The sequence below is a fragment of the Prevotella koreensis genome (assembly GCF_003977605.1).
Lineage (GTDB): Bacteria > Bacteroidota > Bacteroidia > Bacteroidales > Bacteroidaceae > Prevotella > Prevotella koreensis.
Window position 1 is genome coordinate 747,858 of the sequence record NZ_RYYU01000001.1, and the last position, 16,995, is coordinate 764,852.

General features: G+C 40.5%; 14 protein-coding genes, 2 tRNA genes and 1 riboswitch. Of the genes, 9 read left to right on the forward strand and 7 right to left on the reverse strand.

Features of this window, described 5'->3' with window-relative positions:
• The first annotated feature begins 9 nt into the window (after positions 1 to 9).
• The 5 genes from EHV08_RS03275 (at position 10) to EHV08_RS03295 (ending at position 6,495) form a co-directional block, all read left to right on the forward strand.
• Positions 10 to 654, forward strand: a complete 645-nt coding sequence (locus EHV08_RS03275; RefSeq protein ID WP_126677946.1) for an ATP-binding cassette domain-containing protein — start codon at positions 10 to 12, stop codon at positions 652 to 654.
• Positions 655 to 686: 32 nt separating this feature from the next.
• Positions 687 to 1,886, forward strand: a complete 1,200-nt coding sequence (locus EHV08_RS03280; protein ID WP_126677948.1) for a cell division FtsX domain-containing protein — start codon at positions 687 to 689, stop codon at positions 1,884 to 1,886.
• A gap of 87 nt (positions 1,887 to 1,973) precedes the next feature.
• Complete coding sequence (locus tag EHV08_RS03285; protein WP_126677950.1) at positions 1,974 to 5,261, forward strand: TonB-dependent receptor; 3,288 nt, start codon at positions 1,974 to 1,976, stop codon at positions 5,259 to 5,261.
• 198 nt (positions 5,262 to 5,459) lie between these two features.
• Positions 5,460 to 5,798, forward strand: a complete 339-nt coding sequence (locus tag EHV08_RS03290; protein WP_126677952.1) for a cupin domain-containing protein — start codon at positions 5,460 to 5,462, stop codon at positions 5,796 to 5,798.
• A 106-nt stretch (positions 5,799 to 5,904) separates the two neighbouring features.
• Positions 5,905 to 6,495, forward strand: coding sequence for an autotransporter outer membrane beta-barrel domain-containing protein (locus EHV08_RS03295; protein WP_126677954.1), 591 nt, complete (start codon positions 5,905 to 5,907; stop codon positions 6,493 to 6,495).
• 94 nt (positions 6,496 to 6,589) lie between these two features.
• Here the strand turns inward: EHV08_RS03295 and EHV08_RS11520 are convergent, their stop codons facing one another.
• Positions 6,590 to 7,153, reverse strand: coding sequence for an anthranilate synthase component II (locus EHV08_RS11520; protein WP_203227043.1), 564 nt, complete (start codon positions 7,151 to 7,153; stop codon positions 6,590 to 6,592).
• Positions 7,154 to 7,870, reverse strand: coding sequence for a phosphoribosylanthranilate isomerase (locus tag EHV08_RS11525; RefSeq protein ID WP_203227044.1), 717 nt, complete (start codon positions 7,868 to 7,870; stop codon positions 7,154 to 7,156).
• 423 nt (positions 7,871 to 8,293) lie between these two features.
• On the opposite strand from EHV08_RS11525, the gene EHV08_RS11785 reads away from it, so the two are divergent.
• Positions 8,294 to 8,419, forward strand: a complete 126-nt coding sequence (locus tag EHV08_RS11785) for a hypothetical protein (RefSeq protein WP_262707379.1) — start codon at positions 8,294 to 8,296, stop codon at positions 8,417 to 8,419.
• A gap of 4 nt (positions 8,420 to 8,423) precedes the next feature.
• A complete protein-coding gene (gene rpe, locus EHV08_RS03305; protein WP_126677956.1) occupies positions 8,424 to 9,071 on the forward strand; it encodes a ribulose-phosphate 3-epimerase in 648 nt (215 codons plus the stop codon).
• 39 nt (positions 9,072 to 9,110) lie between these two features.
• On the opposite strand, the gene EHV08_RS03310 is transcribed toward rpe, so the two are convergent.
• Positions 9,111 to 9,707: an RNA polymerase sigma factor gene (locus tag EHV08_RS03310; protein WP_126677958.1), complete on the reverse strand. Its 597-nt coding sequence runs from the start codon at positions 9,705 to 9,707 to the stop codon at positions 9,111 to 9,113.
• A gap of 293 nt (positions 9,708 to 10,000) precedes the next feature.
• Positions 10,001 to 10,196: riboswitch (cobalamin riboswitch) on the forward strand.
• 391 nt (positions 10,197 to 10,587) lie between these two features.
• Here EHV08_RS03310 and EHV08_RS03315 point away from each other — a divergent pair.
• Together EHV08_RS03315 and EHV08_RS03320 are read left to right on the forward strand one after the other, a co-directional pair.
• Positions 10,588 to 10,663: transfer RNA gene (locus EHV08_RS03315), tRNA-Thr, on the forward strand.
• 30 nt (positions 10,664 to 10,693) lie between these two features.
• Positions 10,694 to 10,766: transfer RNA gene (locus tag EHV08_RS03320), tRNA-Gly, on the forward strand.
• Between the two features lie 218 nt (positions 10,767 to 10,984).
• Here the strand turns inward: EHV08_RS03320 and uvrA are convergent.
• The 4 genes from uvrA to EHV08_RS11530 form a co-directional block, all read right to left on the reverse strand.
• Positions 10,985 to 13,810 carry an excinuclease ABC subunit UvrA gene (uvrA, locus tag EHV08_RS03325; RefSeq protein ID WP_126677960.1) on the reverse strand — a complete coding sequence of 942 codons (2,826 nt, stop codon included), beginning with the start codon at positions 13,808 to 13,810 and terminating at the stop codon, positions 10,985 to 10,987.
• 12 nt (positions 13,811 to 13,822) lie between these two features.
• A complete protein-coding gene (nudC, locus tag EHV08_RS03330; protein WP_126677962.1) occupies positions 13,823 to 14,602 on the reverse strand; it encodes an NAD(+) diphosphatase in 780 nt (259 codons plus the stop codon).
• Positions 14,603 to 14,616: 14 nt separating this feature from the next.
• Positions 14,617 to 16,350 (reverse strand): bifunctional metallophosphatase/5'-nucleotidase, encoded by a 1,734-nt coding sequence (locus EHV08_RS03335; RefSeq protein WP_126677964.1) that lies wholly within the window; start codon positions 16,348 to 16,350, stop codon positions 14,617 to 14,619.
• A 447-nt stretch (positions 16,351 to 16,797) separates the two neighbouring features.
• On the reverse strand, positions 16,798 to 16,995 hold a 198-nt coding region (locus tag EHV08_RS11530; protein ID WP_203227045.1), incomplete at its 5' end, for a hypothetical protein.

The window sequence follows — 16,995 nt, forward strand, 5'->3', positions numbered from 1 at the left end:
AGAAAGTCTGTGAACACAATAGTATTTAAAAAAGTATTACCTGATGTCTTTGCCGGTAATGCTGGTATGCAAAGTGAAATATGGAATCATGAAGTGGAGTTTGTAAAAGGCAAGACATACCTTCTGGAAGCGGATAGCGGTAAGGGTAAAAGCACATTCTGTAGTTACATGCTCGGTTTTCGTAAAGATTATACGGGAAGCATAATGTTTGATGGTACAGATGTCAGAACCTTTACTGTTTCAAGATGGACAAATGTCAGGAAAAACAATCTCAGTTATATGTTTCAGGAGTTGCGCCTGTTTCCTGAACTGACGGCATTTGAGAATATAGAGATAAAAAATCATCTCACGGGCTTCAAGTCGAGAAAGGATATAGAACAATGGTTCGAACGGTTGGGGATTTCCGAAAAACTCGATGTGAAAATTAGATTTATGTCATTCGGTCAACAGCAGCGTGTTGCAATGGTACGTGCCTTGGTACAGCCTTTCGACTTTATTATTGTTGATGAGCCAATCAGTCATCTTGACGATAGTAATTCTCAAATTATGGGAGAAATAATGATGGAAGAAGCAAAGCGACAGGGAGCAGGCGTTATTATAACAAGTATAGGAAAGCATATAGAGATGCCATACGACCATATCATCAACTTATAAGATAGTTGATTAAAATTAAACTTATAAATTATATGTATTTAGTTTGGAAATTACTCCGCCAACATATAAGTGTGGCACAGTTGGCTGGCTTTTTCTTCGCAAATCTTTTCGGTATGTTTATCGTTCTGATGGGCTATCAGTTCTATAACGATGTGATTCCTATCTTCACTGCGAAAGATACGTTTATGAAGTCTGACTATATGGTCGTAAGCAAGCAGATAGGAAACGCAACCACACTTACAGGGAACTCAAACACATTCAACGGTTCGGAAATAGACGACTTGTCGAATCAGCCGTTTGTTAAGAAACTCGGTTCGTTCACCTCTGCCGATTTCCTTGTAAATGCCTCTATGGGAATATCCGGGCAGACTATTCTTTCGTCTGAAATATTCATTGAAAGCATACCCGATGATTTCATTGATGTTCCATTGAACGATTGGAAATACTCGGGAGATGGAGATGTTGTGCCTATCATAATGCCCCGGTCGTATATAAATATGTACAACTTCGGTTTTGCACAAAGCAGACAACTGCCAAAGATTAGCGAGGGCTTGGCAAGTATGATAGATGTGAAACTTTTCATACGTGGAAACGATAAGTCTAAAGAGTTGAGAGGAAGAGTGATAGGTTTTTCAAATAAACTCAATACAATACTCGTGCCGCAGTCATTCATGGAGTGGAGTAACGGAATTTATTCTTCCTCCTCAAAACAATCTCCCACGCGTCTTATCTTTGAAGTAGATAATCCTACTGACAACAAGATTACTTCTTATCTTGAAAGTCATGGATTGGAACTTGATAAAGGTGACCTTAATACAGAGAAAACAGCCTCTTTCCTACGTCTGCTTGTAACCATAGTGATGGCAGTCGGTATGCTTATAAGTATTCTGAGTTTCTATATACTTATGTTGAGCATTTACCTTTTAGTACAGAAGAATGCTTCTAAACTTGAAAATCTATTGTTGATAGGCTATAGCCCGTCACAAGTGGCGAGGCCATATCAACTGCTCACTCTTTTGCTTAATGTTGCAGTCCTTGGTATGTCTATGGCATTGCTCTTTATTGTACGCAGGTATTATATCGACATAATTTACACTCTGTTTCCGCAACTTCCGGACTCCTCAATGATACCTTCTATATTTGTAGGACTGACTCTGTTACTTATAGTTTCATTGATTAATATCATTGTCATACGCCGTAAAATACAAAGAATTTGGCATCGCAAGGATTGATTTGTTCACATATTTTTTGTAATGTCTTTAAATTATTTTATCTTTGCAATCTATAAGAATTAATTTATAAAAAAAATAAATCTAACTATGTTTAAAAGAATTTATTTCATAATTGCTATGTTGATGATTTCGACATCAGCGTTATGGGCTCAAGTTACTACTTCGTCAATGTCGGGTCTCGTGCGTGATGCACAAGGCGAGACCATCATTGGTGCAACTGTTCAAGCAGTTCACGAGCCTTCGGGTACGCGTTATGCAGCAGTGACTAACACCAATGGGCGTTTCACAATGCAGGGTATGCGTAATGGCGGTCCATACAAGGTTACAATTTCATACGTAGGTTATAAGGACATAATCTATCGTGACATTACATTGCAACTTGGTGAGATGTATGACCTTGATGCCAATCTTAACGAAGACGTTAATGAACTTGGCGAGGTCGTTGTTACCGGAAAAGGCTCTAAGTTTGCCATAGAAAAGACCGGAGCAACAACGAACATCAATCAGCGCATGATTACTTCTTTGCCAAGCGTCAACCGCAGCATCTCTGACATAGCCAGACTTTCTCCATACGCAAACGGGATGGGTTTTGCAGGTGGTGACGGACGTTCTACAAACTTCACCATTGACGGTGCAAATTTCAACAACAACTTTGGTCTTAGCGATAAACTTCCGGGTGGAGGTAGTCCTATCTCAATGGATGCAATCGACGAGGTACAGGTAGTCGTTTCTCCGTTTGATGTCCGTCAGTCTAATTTCATCGGCGGTGGAATCAACGCAGTGACGAAGTCTGGTACGAATATTTTCCGTGCCACGGCATATACATACGCTCGCAGTGAGTACCTGCGCGGTAATGTTGTTAATGGTAAAGATCTTGGAGACCGTAAAAAAGACCGTAAGAACACTTATGGATTTACCTTTGGAGGGCCTATCATTAAAGACCGTCTTTTCTTCTTTGCAAATGTGGAATATGAGAAGATACCTACTGTTACAAACAACTGGCGTGCTTCGGCAGATGGTGTGGCAGATGCAAAAAACTATTTTTCACGTACCACAATTGTCGACATGGAAGCAGTGCGTAATTTCATGCTAAAGAACTATGGCTATGACACTGGTTCATATACGAGTTTCCCATCAGATGAGGACAATTTGAAAATACTCGCGCGCATCGACTGGAACATCAGCCAGAAACACCATCTCGCTGTGCGTTTCAATCATACAAACAATACGTCTTGGATTCCGACCAACCGTTCTTCGTCCGATGTAGGCACTCCTTTCTCTGGAGATCGCTTGTCAAAGTTCTCAATGGCTTTTGCCAATTCAATGTATAGCATGAATAATAAGGTTATGTCAATTTCGGCAGACCTTAACAGTCGCTTGGGTAATAATATTTCAAATCAATTATTATTCACATACAGCAATATTCAAGATCAGCGTGGCAGCAACTCCGCTCCATTCCCTTTCATTGATATTATGGCCGGGTATAAAACTGATGCAGGCGGTACTGTAACTCAGACTTTGGAACCATATATGTCACTCGGATATGAACTCTTCTCTTGGAACAATGCCGTAAACAATAAAGTAACAACCCTTACAGACAACTTCACATATTACATTGGTACACACAAGTTGACTGCAGGTCTCAGTTTTGAGCACCAACTGGCTAACAACTCTTATTTACGTAATGGTACGGGATATTATCGTTATCGTTCGCTTGATGACTTCCTGAATGGTGCGGCACCCGAATCTGTCGCTATACAATACGGTTATAATGGTAACGCTCATCCTGCAGCACAGGTACGTTTCAACCAATTTGGATTCTATCTTCAAGACGAATGGAATATACGTAAGAATCTGAAGTTAACGGCAGGTGTTCGTTTTGATGACATTATTTTCAACAACGATGATGTTATGACAAACAATGCCATTCTGAATCTTGATTTTGGTGGACGACATATTGATACCGGCAAGTGGCCGAATAGTAATGTTCAGATTTCTCCGCGTTTAGGTTTTATTTGGGATGTTTTGGGCGATAAAACATTTAAAGTACGCGGTGGTACAGGTCTTTTCGCGGGTCGTTTGCCTTTGGTGTTCTTTACGAATATGCCTACAAACTCCGGTATGATTCAGTATCTTGCTACAGCAACTACTACCTATTCGAATGGAGTTGTTCAGTCGCGAGACGACCGTCTTGACAAGTTTGCCGGTCGCATAGTGACCGACCCGGCGGAGATAATTTCGTTGCTTGGTACTCCCACTTCCATTACACCGGAACAAGGAACAGTTCCTTCGAGTTTCGCAGGTGTGGATCGCAATTTCAAGATGCCGCAAGTATGGAAGTCATCTATTGCCGTTGACTATCAGTTGCCTGTAAGTTTCCCAATGACTATTACCGGAGAGTTCACTTACACAAAGAATATCAATGCCGTAATGCTTGATAACTATAATGTCAAGCACCCTGATGATACATGGTCACGTTTGGAAGGTGCCGACAACCGTTGGATATATCCGAAAGATTTCCGTTACTATTCAAGAAAAGGGAATGGTGTTAATTTGTCAGATGCATGTGTCCTGACAAATACCAGCAAAGGTTACGGTTGGACAGCAAACTTAACTCTTAATGCCGAGCCGGTAAAGGACTTGAACATCATGGCGGCCTATACACATACTGTTATGAAGGAAGTTTCGGGCATGCCTGGTTCTAATGCTTCTTCTGCATGGAAGAATCTTTATACAATCAATGGTCCTAACAATCTTGATTTGCAGAACTCTCGTTTTGTTATTCCCGACCGTATTGTCGCATCTGTAAACTATCGCTTCTTCAAGGAGAATATAACTTTGTTCTATACAGGCTTTAGTTCTTCAGGATATAGTTTCTTCTACAAGGGAGATATTAATGGAGACGGATTGGCATACGACCTTATGTATATCCCTCTTGACGACTCACAGATAAAATTCTCTTCAGAGTCTGACCGCGCAGCATTTTGGAGATTTGTTGAGCAAGACAGTTATCTGAACTCTCATCGTGGAAAGTATGCAGAGGCATACAGTGTCCGTTCTCCTTGGACTCATCGTTTCGATTTCCGCTGGACTCACGATTTCGTTATGCGTCTTGGCAAGGATACTCATAAATTGCAACTCAGTGCCGACATCATGAATATAGGAAACTTGTTAAATTCTAAGTGGGGAGTAGGCAAGACAATGTTGCCATGCAATAATGGACAGTTCCTAAAGGTTGACAAGATAGAGAATGGTACTCCAATATTTTCTATGGTCAAGGTTGACGGACGATACCCGACAAAGACTTGGGAAACCAATTACCATTATGGTCAGTGCTGGCAACTGCAGTTTGGTGTTAAGTATATCTTTAACTGATAAACGAAGTTGGTGTCATATTAATAGATAATTTTTCATGCCTCTTTTCTGTCATACTGTCAAATTTTAATAAAGGGAGTGCAGTAAGTTGCACCACTTCCTTAATAAAAGGTTGTATGATAGAAAGGAGGCATTGATTATTAATATTAGTAGAAAACTCTTTTATTAGTTCGTTTTCACATTATAAAGAAAAAAACAATGAAAATCAATAAAGAACAACTTGAAGAGAAAATCCTCCCGAAGTTCAAAGAAGGGGAAGGTCGGTATATTATGCGAGCCTATGATGATGATGATAACAAACTGATGTTCGGCACTCTTGAGCCGGGATGTTCAATAGGTTATCACACACATACTAATAATTCCGAAACAATGTATATCCTGTCAGGCGTAGCAACGTATGTTATTGATGGTGGGGTAGAGGAAGTGGTGTTGCCTAACGAAGTGCATTACTGTCCGAAAGGCAGAAGCCATTCTCTGCAAAACCGCGGTACAGAGAATCTTACGTTCTTTGCTGTGATAGGGCAGCATAATGAATAGTAAGTAAGAAGGTAACGGAAATCATAATTTATGGGTATTGTTTCATATTCTTTCTTTTTTGTAATTTTGTACACGTAATTAAAATAAAATTAAGTTTAATGAATATATGAAAAAGTTATTATTATCTATCTTCTTCTTGTCTTCCGCTTTTTGCGCATCGGCTCAGAATGACGGACTGCCTTTCCATGAACATGATGAGGAGACCGGACTTTTCTTAGGCGGTTCTCTAACCTATTGGAACAACACTGATACCAAGGCTTCAACACTGCAGTTATTTCCTGAAATGGGCTGGCGTTTCAATCAAACTTGGGCGGCAGGTATCATGTTTGGATATGGATTTGACTCGGAACGTGTAGGTGGTGTGAAGAATATTACTCGCATTTATAAAGTCTCGCCATTTGTGCGGTATTATTATATGCACAGAGGACCGTTCAACCTTTATTTGGATGGCGGTATGGGTTTTAACCATTCTAAACCCGAACAAAATACCGCTACCAAACGTAATGGTTACGAAATAGGAATACGTCCTGGTGTATGCGTGGATCTTGCAAAAGGTTTCTGTCTTTGCATGCGGATGGGATTTGCCGGATACAGGAACAACTATTTTGTTGGAGAGGAACACGAGGTTGGCGATAATGGTTTCGGACTACGATTTGCTCCGGAAGAACTTATGATAGGCTTGGAACTGGAGTTTTAGAATAAACGGAAATGAACCGAAAGGGGACGCAGATTATATGTAAAGAATCTGCGTCCCATCTCTTTTTATTTACGTTGAAAAAGATTTTACTCGACTAATTATACAGCCAGTTGGCAATGATGTCGTGCCCGTCGGGTGTCAATACGCTCTCAGGGTGAAATTGTATTCCGTGAATGTCGTATTTACGATGTCGCAAAGCCATTATATGTCCTTCATCACTTTCTGCCGTAATCTCAAGACAGTTCGGGAAATCTTCTTTTGATACAACCCATGAGTGATAACGTCCCATTACGATATTCCGATTACATCCTTTGAATATAGGGTCTGTTCCGAACTGAACCCCTGTGGTTGCGACACCATGGAAAACATCAGATAGGTTGGTTAATTTCGCACCGAATACCTCGCCAATCGCTTGATGACCAAGGCATACCCCGAAGATAGACTTTCTGCCTGCATATCTCTTTATAACATCGTGCAGCATGCGAGTCTCCGATGGTATTCCCGGACCCGGAGAAAGCATTATCTTGTCGAATTTTTCCAGTATGTCAATATCGAAATGGTCGTTACGAAAAACTATAACTTCTGCACCTATTTCCTTTATGAGATGGGATAGATTGTATGTGAAACTGTCGTAGTTATCAATTATGACGATTTTCATTTAATTCCTTACTTTCTCAACAAATGCCCCGAGTTTCTCCACATCCTTTACTCCCGGCTCGGTCTCGAACATATTGTTAACGTCTATTCCAGCGAGCATCGGGTGATTTATTTGCCTTACCGTTTCTACATCTTCTGGTCTGAATTCGCGACTTATTAGAAAAGGTATTTTGCCGTTATAGTTATCTAAAATACTGAAGTCCGGCTGTTCGCTGCTACGTTCACCATCTTTGCATGTCATATCAAAGAGAAGCATATCGGCATATCCTTCGTATTCGCGCCATTTTTCAATATCCGTTTTGTTGCTTATGCTTATTTTTTTTATAACTTTCAGTCCTGGGTGAATATCCGGATCAACGCTTCTCTTAAGGTTATCTATCATTATGCAGCTTTCGTCACCATTCAACTGCACATAATCGAGATTGTAGTTATAAATGCGTGTTATTATGGTTTGTGGCATCGCGTCCATGAACACACCAACCCTTTGGGGGGTGAAACATGCGACAGAATTCTTATCTCCCAAGTCTTCTTCTTTGTTTTTCTTCAATGTTTTGAGACGTTCTTCACTATAATCCGGGATTATTCCCGCACGTGCAGAAATCATTCTCACGAATCTTGGACTCTTCGGATTAAATATGAATCCAATCATATCTATATTCAATTCGGTCACTGCGCGTATATTTTCAGCATTGCGCATACCACAAACTTTAATCAACATGTTGCTTATATAATTCTGTAATTATGCAAAGTTACACATACTTATAATATGCTGCAAACTTTTTCTACGATAATTTTCCTTTTTCCTTTTTTCATGTAATATTGATGCAATGGCGTTAACAAGTAAGTTTATAGAGGGTATTGTAAATATCTTCCCATAATACGACATCATCTCATTTTGTAATTTGGGCGAATTTGCTTACCAATTTCGCCCATTTTGCCAATCAATTTCGCCCAAATTGCTTTGTAAAACAGCCTGTTTTGGTTTGATGTTAGCGATTTATGGCATACGAAAGTGAGCCGAAATATCCACGATGAGAAATATTTTTATGCTTTAGTGTAATAAAACCGAATGTTGCCTCGTTATTAGTATAAATAGCAAAAATGAAATCTAAAATAAATCAATTTAAATTCATCAGAGCCTATGAAGTTTTTTACACCGGAAGAAATGAAGCCATCTGAGCAGACGCTCAAACTTATTCGTCAGATAGCATATACCTATCGTGTGTTCAAGAACAATGGTAAATCTCAAGTTTATTGTTTGAATTAAGAATATGACAATAGTTTCACCCTCGATGCTTTCTGCAAATTTTCTTGATTTGCAATCAGACATTGATATGATAAACAATAGTGAGGCAGATTGGCTTCACATGGATGTGATGGACGGAGTCTTCGTTCCTAATATCTCTTTCGGTTTCCCTGTGCTTGAGGCCGTAGCCAAGGCATGCAAGAAACCACTTGATGTGCATTTCATGATTGTCAATCCTGAACGTTACATAGCACAGACTGCCAAGACCGGCGCTATGATGATGAATGTTCATTACGAGGCTTGCACACATCTTAGTCGCACGGTACAGGAAATACACGAAGCCGGAATGAAGGCCGGTGTAACTCTCAATCCTTCTACACCGGTATCTTGTCTTGAGGATATTATATGTGATGTTGATATGGTGTTGCTGATGAGCGTAAATCCCGGTTTCGGCGGACAGAAATTCATCGAGAATACCATTGAGAAAACAAAGCGTTTGCGCAAACTCATAACCGAACATGGCTCAAATGCTCTTATTCAGGTTGATGGTGGAGTACAAGGAAAAACAGCCCCGCGACTTGTGGCCGCAGGGTGTGATGTTCTTGTTAGCGGAAGTTATGTTTTCGGTGCACCTAATCCGCAGGAAATAATAAGGCAACTTAAGGATTTGTAAACATTCTTGAGATTTGTAGAATATGTTGTCCTTAATGTGTTACATCATATTGAGGACAACATTATTTTCTCTCGCTATTCGCCGCATGTTGATTATGGCATAACGCATACGTCCGAGCGCAGTGTTTATGCTCACACCCGTTGTTTCTGCAATCTCTTTGAACGACAACCCTTGGTAGTATCTCATGAACACCACCTCCCTCTGTGATGGCGGAAGATTGTCCATTATGCGTCTTACATCACGAAGCACTTGGTCGTTAACGTAGTCTGCTTCGACATATCCATCAAGAATATCTTTAGGGTTGAGGTTGCTCAAGTCGTTATCGTGAGTAGGCTCTATGATGTTTTGTGCCCGCTGATCGCGAAACCAGTCCATCACAGCATTGTGGGCAATGCGCATCATCCAGCCCAAAAACTTACCGCACGGACGATACTGCCCATGATTAAGTTTGGCTATAGCCTTCAGAAAAGTTTCTTGGAAAATATCTTCTGCAATGTCCTTGTCGCGCACTACGAACAATATGTACTGAAACAGTTTGTCCTGAGTGCGTCCCAAGAGCAAGTCGAATGCACGGTTATTTCCATCAACATAAGATAGTGCCAACTCCTCGTTGGTCATATCATGCAAATCTTTCATCTTCTATATTTTTATTTTATCGAAGTAAAGATGTATTCTATAGGCAACCGTGATTTTAAATTAATATTATTTTAAAGTCGAGATTAAGTTTAAGTTAGAACTCGTCTTTGCTCTTATGGCCTATCAAAAATGTTCTTTATAATGTCCATTTTCTTGCCTGTGCAAATATCAAGTAAACTTGTCTTTGCTCTCATAACTTGTTGAAAACGCTGCAAAGATAAGGAGAAATGTTCTATCGGGCAAATATTTTAATAATTTTGTGATAAAAAGTTTGTGGATAATTAAAAAAGTCGTATATTTGCACCCGCTAAGGTTCACCAAATTGGTGATTAATAGGGAACGGGGCGAAATTCCCCGACTGTCTCGCAGCTGTGAGTCCCTTTATAAGTACTGAAGCATAAATACCACTGCCCCTTGTTTTAATCTTGGGCGGGAAGGAGCATCAGTATGGGACGTAGTCAGAAGACCTGCCTTAAGCCGCGAAGGTCTGTTTCTCTCGATGTAAGGGGGCCAGGCATAAAATTCGAGACAAAAGTTACATAAATTGCACATAGTGCATAGGTATCTTATGCCGTGACGTGTTTTTAGAACCTACGTGTATTATTATATAAGTTTTTTTTAGCATGAAAGGGTGAGACCGTGAGGCCTTGCCCTTTTCGATTAAGTATCATTTATAAAAAATGGCGGCTCAGCGGAAGAACGTTCCGTATGTTACTCGCTATATGTATATTGTGGTATTAGTAATAAATTGATTTAGTTGTTAAAAAAAATAAATTGAGATAATTAACAGGTTGATAATTATTGAAAGTTACGGAAATTAACTACCTTTGCACCGCATTTAACAGAAATGCTTCTTTCACATATTGATGAATTATGGAATGCCGATATGGCTCAGTTGGTAGAGCAACGCATTCGTAATGCGTAGGTCCCGGGTTCGAGTCCCGGTATCGGCTCCAAAGTTCTTATACCATTATTTTCTCTTAAACGCGGCAATAGCTCAGTTGGTAGAGCATCGGCTTCCCAAGCCGAGGGTCGCGGGTTCGAGTCCCGTTTGCCGCTCTGTTTTATCCATAATCGGTGATTTAGAATCCTTAACTGATTTTGTTCGATTGTTGAGCAGATGTGTTCACATTTCATCGAAGGCATAGTTGGATACGTCGAGATATAATGGCTGTGTGGATGCCGGCAATCGGACTAAAGCAATATGAAAGCAGGTATCAATAGCAAATCGAAGTAAATGCGTTATAATAACCGATTTGCTTTTAAGGGATAGGGTGTTATAGTTTTGATTTAAGATATTTTCCTGTAATGCTTTTATTACACTGAACGATTTCTTCCGGTGTTCCCTCACAAACGATAAATCCTCCTGCCGAGCCTCCTTCGGGTCCCAAGTCAATGATATGGTCGGCACATTTTATCACGTCCATATTATGTTCAATGACAATAATCGTATGCCCTCTTTCTATCAAGGCATCGAAAGCAGAAAGCAGTTTACGTATGTCGTGGAAGTGTAAGCCGGTGGTAGGCTCGTCGAAAATAAACAAGGTCGGTGCCTGACGTTCTTGTCCGATATAGTATGCAAGTTTCACTCTCTGGTTTTCTCCACCCGAAAGCGTTGAAGAGTTCTGTCCGAGTTTGATGTATCCGAGGCCTACTGTTTCAAGTGGTTTCAGCCTGTCAGCAATCGTTTTCTCATTATACTCATCAAAAAACTCGATAGCCTCTGAAACGGTCATCTCAAGAATGTCGTTTATGTCTTTATCCTTGAAATGCACGTCAAGAATGTCTTTCTTAAAACGTTTGCCGTGACAGGTTTCGCATTGCAGTGAAATATCTGCCATGAATTGCATTTCCACGGTTATTACTCCGGCTCCTTTACATTCCTCACATCTTCCTCCGTCAGTATTGAAGGAAAAATATTGTGAAGTAAATCCCATTTGTTTTGCCAGTGGCTGATCGGCATACAGTTGTCTTATGGCATCATACGCTTTCACATAAGTGGCGGCATTTGATCTTGTACTCTTTCCTATAGGATTCTGGTCAATCATCTCGACATGACTTATTTGCTCCCAATCGCCTTCGAGAGCAACGTATTCGCCTGGTTGGTCGGCAACCTCGTTGAGATGGCGTTTCATGGAAGGGTAGAGTATTCCCTTAACGAGCGATGATTTTCCTGATCCACTGACACCTGTAACAACAGTCATCACGTTCAATGGGAAGCGTGCATCAATCCCTTTCAGGTTGTTCATGCGTGCTCCTTTCAACATTATACTCATATTCCACGGCCTTCTGCTTGTTGGCAGCGTAATGGTTTCCTGTCCGGTAAGGTATCGCATGGTGTAACTCATTGACGAACTGTTGTCGGCATGATTATTCTTTGTAAGTTGTGCAATGACATCGGTATCTCCTTGAAAAACGATCTCACCACCGAGCCTGCCGGCATCTGGACCTATATCAACAAGATAGTCGGCGGCTCGCAGTATGTCCTCGTCATGTTCAACCACAACCACCGTATTGCCAATATCTTTCAAACCTTTCAGTACGTTTATCAAGCGGAACGTGTCACGACTGTGCAGCCCGATACTCGGCTCATCAAGAATATAAAGTGAACCAACGAGACTGCTTCCAAGCGATGTGGTGAGGTTTATTCTTTGACTTTCTCCTCCGGAAAGGGTGCTTGATTGTCTGTTCAATGTAAGATAACCCAATCCCACGTTAACGATAAACCCCAGTCGGTTGGTTATTTCTGCAATCAATCGTTTTGAAATTTTCTCTTCCTGCTCGTTAAGTTTTATTTTTTTGAACCATTCATACAAGTTAGCCGTAGACATCTCTACGAGGTCTGTTATTCCCATGCCATTGATTTTGACGTAGTTCGCTTCACGTTTCAGTCGCGTGCCATGACATTCCGGGCATATTGTTTTTCCGCGATAGCGACTCATCATCACACGGTATTGTATCTTATACTGATTTTCTTTCACCATTTTGAAGAAATCGTCTATTGACACGCGTTCGTTTTCGGCGCGACCCTTGTCGCTTGGAAGTCCGTGCCAAAGCATATTTTTGTATTTCTGTGAAAGACTATAATATGGTTCGAATATCGGAAAATTGTCGTTTGCAGCACGTCGGCAGAACTCGTCCTGCCATGTTTTCATCTTGTCGCCGTGCCAACACTGCACACAACCTTCATATACACTGAGCGAAGAATTGGGTATTACAAGTTTCTCGTCAATACCTATCACATTGCCGAATCCCTCGCATTTAGGACATGCACCAAGCGGGGAGTTGAATGAAAACATGTTGTCATTAGGTTCCTCGAACTTTATTCCATCAGTTTCGAAGCGTGTAGAGAAATCATAGAAAATGTTTGAGGGCAGGAACATCAGACGACATTCGCCATCTCCTTCATAGAATGCCGTCTCGGTAGAGTCGATAAGGCGAGATATTGCATCTGGCGAATTATCTACCGAAAGACGGTCTATAAGAAGCATCATCTCGTTTGGTTTCCTATCAAAATTTTTATTACCTTCTATAAAATCCTCAATCCTTATAAAATCATTATCAACCCACAGACGTGAAAAACCTTCTTGTATATACATCTGTAGTTGGCGTTCAAGAGTTCTGTCGCCATGAAGACGGATTGGGGAGAGAACCACAAAACGTGTACCTTCTCCATATTGTTTCGTACAAGAGATAATATCCTCTGTCGTATGTTTTTTTACTTCCTCTCCGCTTATTGGAGAATATGTACGCCCGATACGTGCAAAAAGCAATCGCAGATATTCGTAAATCTCGGTTGAAGTGCCAACCGTAGAGCGTGGATTCTTTGCAATAACCTTTTGTTCGATAGCAATAGCAGGTGGGAGTCCTTTTATATAATCACACTCCGGTTTGCTCATTCGCCCCAAAAACTGTCTCGCATACGAAGATAGACTCTCTACATATCTTCTTTGACCTTCGGCATATAGTGTGTCAAATGCAAGTGACGATTTGCCAGAACCACTGACTCCGGATATCACGATGAACTTGTCACGTGGTATATTGAGCGAGATATTTTTCAGGTTGTTTACTCTCGCATTCTTTATTTCTATATGGTTATTCATATTTTTGTTTGCTTATTTTTGCGACTCTTGAATCCAATTGTCTATCAGTTGTCTTGCTATCGATAGTTTTTCGGGGATTTTAGGAAGGTTATCCTTGTGAAACCAGCCGCCGTATGACAATTCGGAACGTTGCAGATGAATATCTCCACCATCATAGTCTGCATTGAAGCCAATCATCAGACCGGAAGGGTAGGGCCAAGGCTGTGACGCGAAATATCTAAGATTGCTTATTTTCAATCCTGTCTCTTCCATTACCTCACGTATTGCTGCCTCTTCGAGTGTTTCGCCAGTTTCAACAAATCCTGCCACCAGTCCGTAGTAGTCGCTTTTGAAATTCCTCGCATGCACAAGCAAAACCTCATCGCCTTTGCGTATCAGAACGATTACTGCCGGTGCCAGTTGTGGCCATACTTCCTTGCCACAGTTGGTGCATCGTTTTGAAATGTCTGTGTTTTTGCGCATAGGAGCACCGCAGACACCACAAAATTGTGTGTTCATATCCCAGTAGTTTATTTCTGCACATTTGCCAGCTTTAATATAAAATTCGTGGGATATTTTCGTATATGATGCCCGTAGTCCGCACATCTCAAACTTAGGAAACCCTGTCACGGGAGCATCTATGGTGTAGGTTCTGACTTGTATGTCTCCGAGTGGGGTGACATTATGCACTGTGGTCCATGATTTTACGGCTGTCGGTGGCTGCTCACTGAATGGAATTTCATAATTGCCATTGTCCGTCTTACGGAGCAAAATATCCGATTGACAAAAAACGAACCATAGTTTCTTTTCCATAAGATTGATGTTGCTTATTTGCTGAATATCAATTTCTTGTCGCGCTCTATTGCCGGAGCAGTCCATTCCTCGGGAACGAAATGCCAGTTGTTGTTTGCTTTGGGCTTGATTGTACCTATCCTTTCTATTTCTTTCATAAGGTAGTAACGTTGGTCTTTTTCGCTTTCATAGATGCGTCTTTCTTTAAGTTCGCTGTGTGGAATGCCTGCTCCGCGAGTCAGCAGTTCGCCTCCTCCGTTACCACGATAACTGTTCATTACAACATTATACCATTTGTTTTCATCGAAATTAGTGCCATCAGCCATACTTAATATCTTCACTTTCTCACCGTCTGGCTTGGTTACATCAACTTCATATATAATTCCTGCCGCACTGTCGAAATTGAAAGCAAGATTCTTGAAACCAAAACGTTGCTTGTCGTTCTTGGCATATACATCAAGAAGCATGATATGATCGGTGGGAGATTTCATTGTAGTCACCCATTGATCGTAACTCATTTCAAGGTGTTTCCTTATTTCCTCGCCTGTCATGCGTAGAACATAAATCTGGTTCTCATATCTATATAGATTGAACATGTCGCTTACACGCACCTCGCCTTTGGCTATTTTACTGTCGAATGTAAGTGGAGCATTGAATGATATGTCTGCACCGGTAATTTGCAACTGGAGATTATGAATGAAATCGGTGAATTCTGCACTACCGAAATAGCAGTCGCGAGTAAGCATAGGTGCTTCAGATCTTCCTATTACTCTATCTACATAGTTTCTTACACTGTCAATCTGTGGCTTAAAAAAGTTTACAAAGTCTTGGTCTATTTCTTCTTTTGTAATATCAACAACTTCACCTTCAATACGTTTTCCAACTAATTTTCCGTCACGCATGGTGATGCTTATTTTTGCATCGCTAACCATAAAGGCATTGCATGAGGGATCAAGACATAGCACGTCGTTTCCGCCTGGTCCTTTCACAATGTCCTTATGACTTGTGTGGTCGTGACCATAAAGAATTATATCGAAACCGGGAATTTCTCTTGCCACTTTCAGTGATTGGTCTTCTTCATATTCTGCAGTTTTTATGCCACCTTCCCTTCCGCTGTGGAACAGACCTACTACAATGTCGGCATGTTCTTCCTCCTTCAAGTGTTTCACCCAATACGAAGCACTTTTCATAATGTTATCAAAACGCAATCCTGCCCATAATTCTTCGTTAAGCCAGTTTGGTATGGCCGGTGTTAACATACCGAGAACGGCAACCCGTACACCTTCACGTTCTATTATTGTATATGGATTGACATACGGCTTGCCTGTTTTGGTGTCAATGATGTTTGCCCCAAGCATCGGACATTTCACCTCTTTTATCCATTTGTCATAGACTGCATGCCCTGTTTCTATGTCGTGATTGCCAATTGTCTCTGCATCATATTTCAAATAGTTTATTACACTTGCTGCAACATTCTCGGTTTCTGGTTTCACGTAATTGCAGTAATAGCATGTGGGTTGCCCTTGTAGAATATCACCATTATCAAGCAGTATCAGGTTCTTTCCGTATTCTTTGCGCAAATTGCTTACATACGTACTAACGCGTGCCAATGTTCCTTTCATAGGTTTACGGTTAATAAAATCGTATGGAAAAAAACACCCATGTACATCACTTGTCTCGATAATTCTTAATTCGATATTCTTTGTTTGAGCCATAATGCAAATGTTTATACCAAGTGCCGCCACGAGCACACAAATCAATTTTTTCATTGTCGTTATTATTTGAGCCGCAAAGGTACAAAAAAACAATGTAACATTGAAATTAATTAGGAAGTTTAACGAAAAGGAAATCGGAGTCATATGTTTTAAACTTGACTATATATTTTTTCTTCTATGCATTAGTTTGCATATTCTTTTTTTGCATTAATTGTGTGAGTGTTTTTTGCATATTTGAGTACTTTGTTTTACTTTGTACCAAATTTATAAGATAAAGAGAATAATACTCAAGGAATTTGACAATTCCTTGTGCCTTGAGTTATGAGGGTTTGAGAGAGACAAATGAACGTTAATTCTTCAGACGATAGACGCAGTATATGGTGGAAACTGTATCTAATTGACATTTCCCTTCTCTCAAATCCTTATTAATTCCACCCTTCCCCCTCACAATGTCCTATCTTTATCTGAAAAGTATCGCCCTCGTCCTTTTTTTCTTTCTCCCTATATATACAATAATGTATTGTTTTCTTTCTCTTCGTTTATTTTCTTTATTCTTTTCTTTTTTTCTTCTTTTTCTGAATTTTTCTTTGAAAAAGTTTTGTGGTTTGCGAATTTAGCATTACCTTTGCACTCGCTTTTGAAAAATCCGGCCTTTTTGGTTGTGTTTTCATGAGCACGTAAAGAAAGAGTTCTTTGATA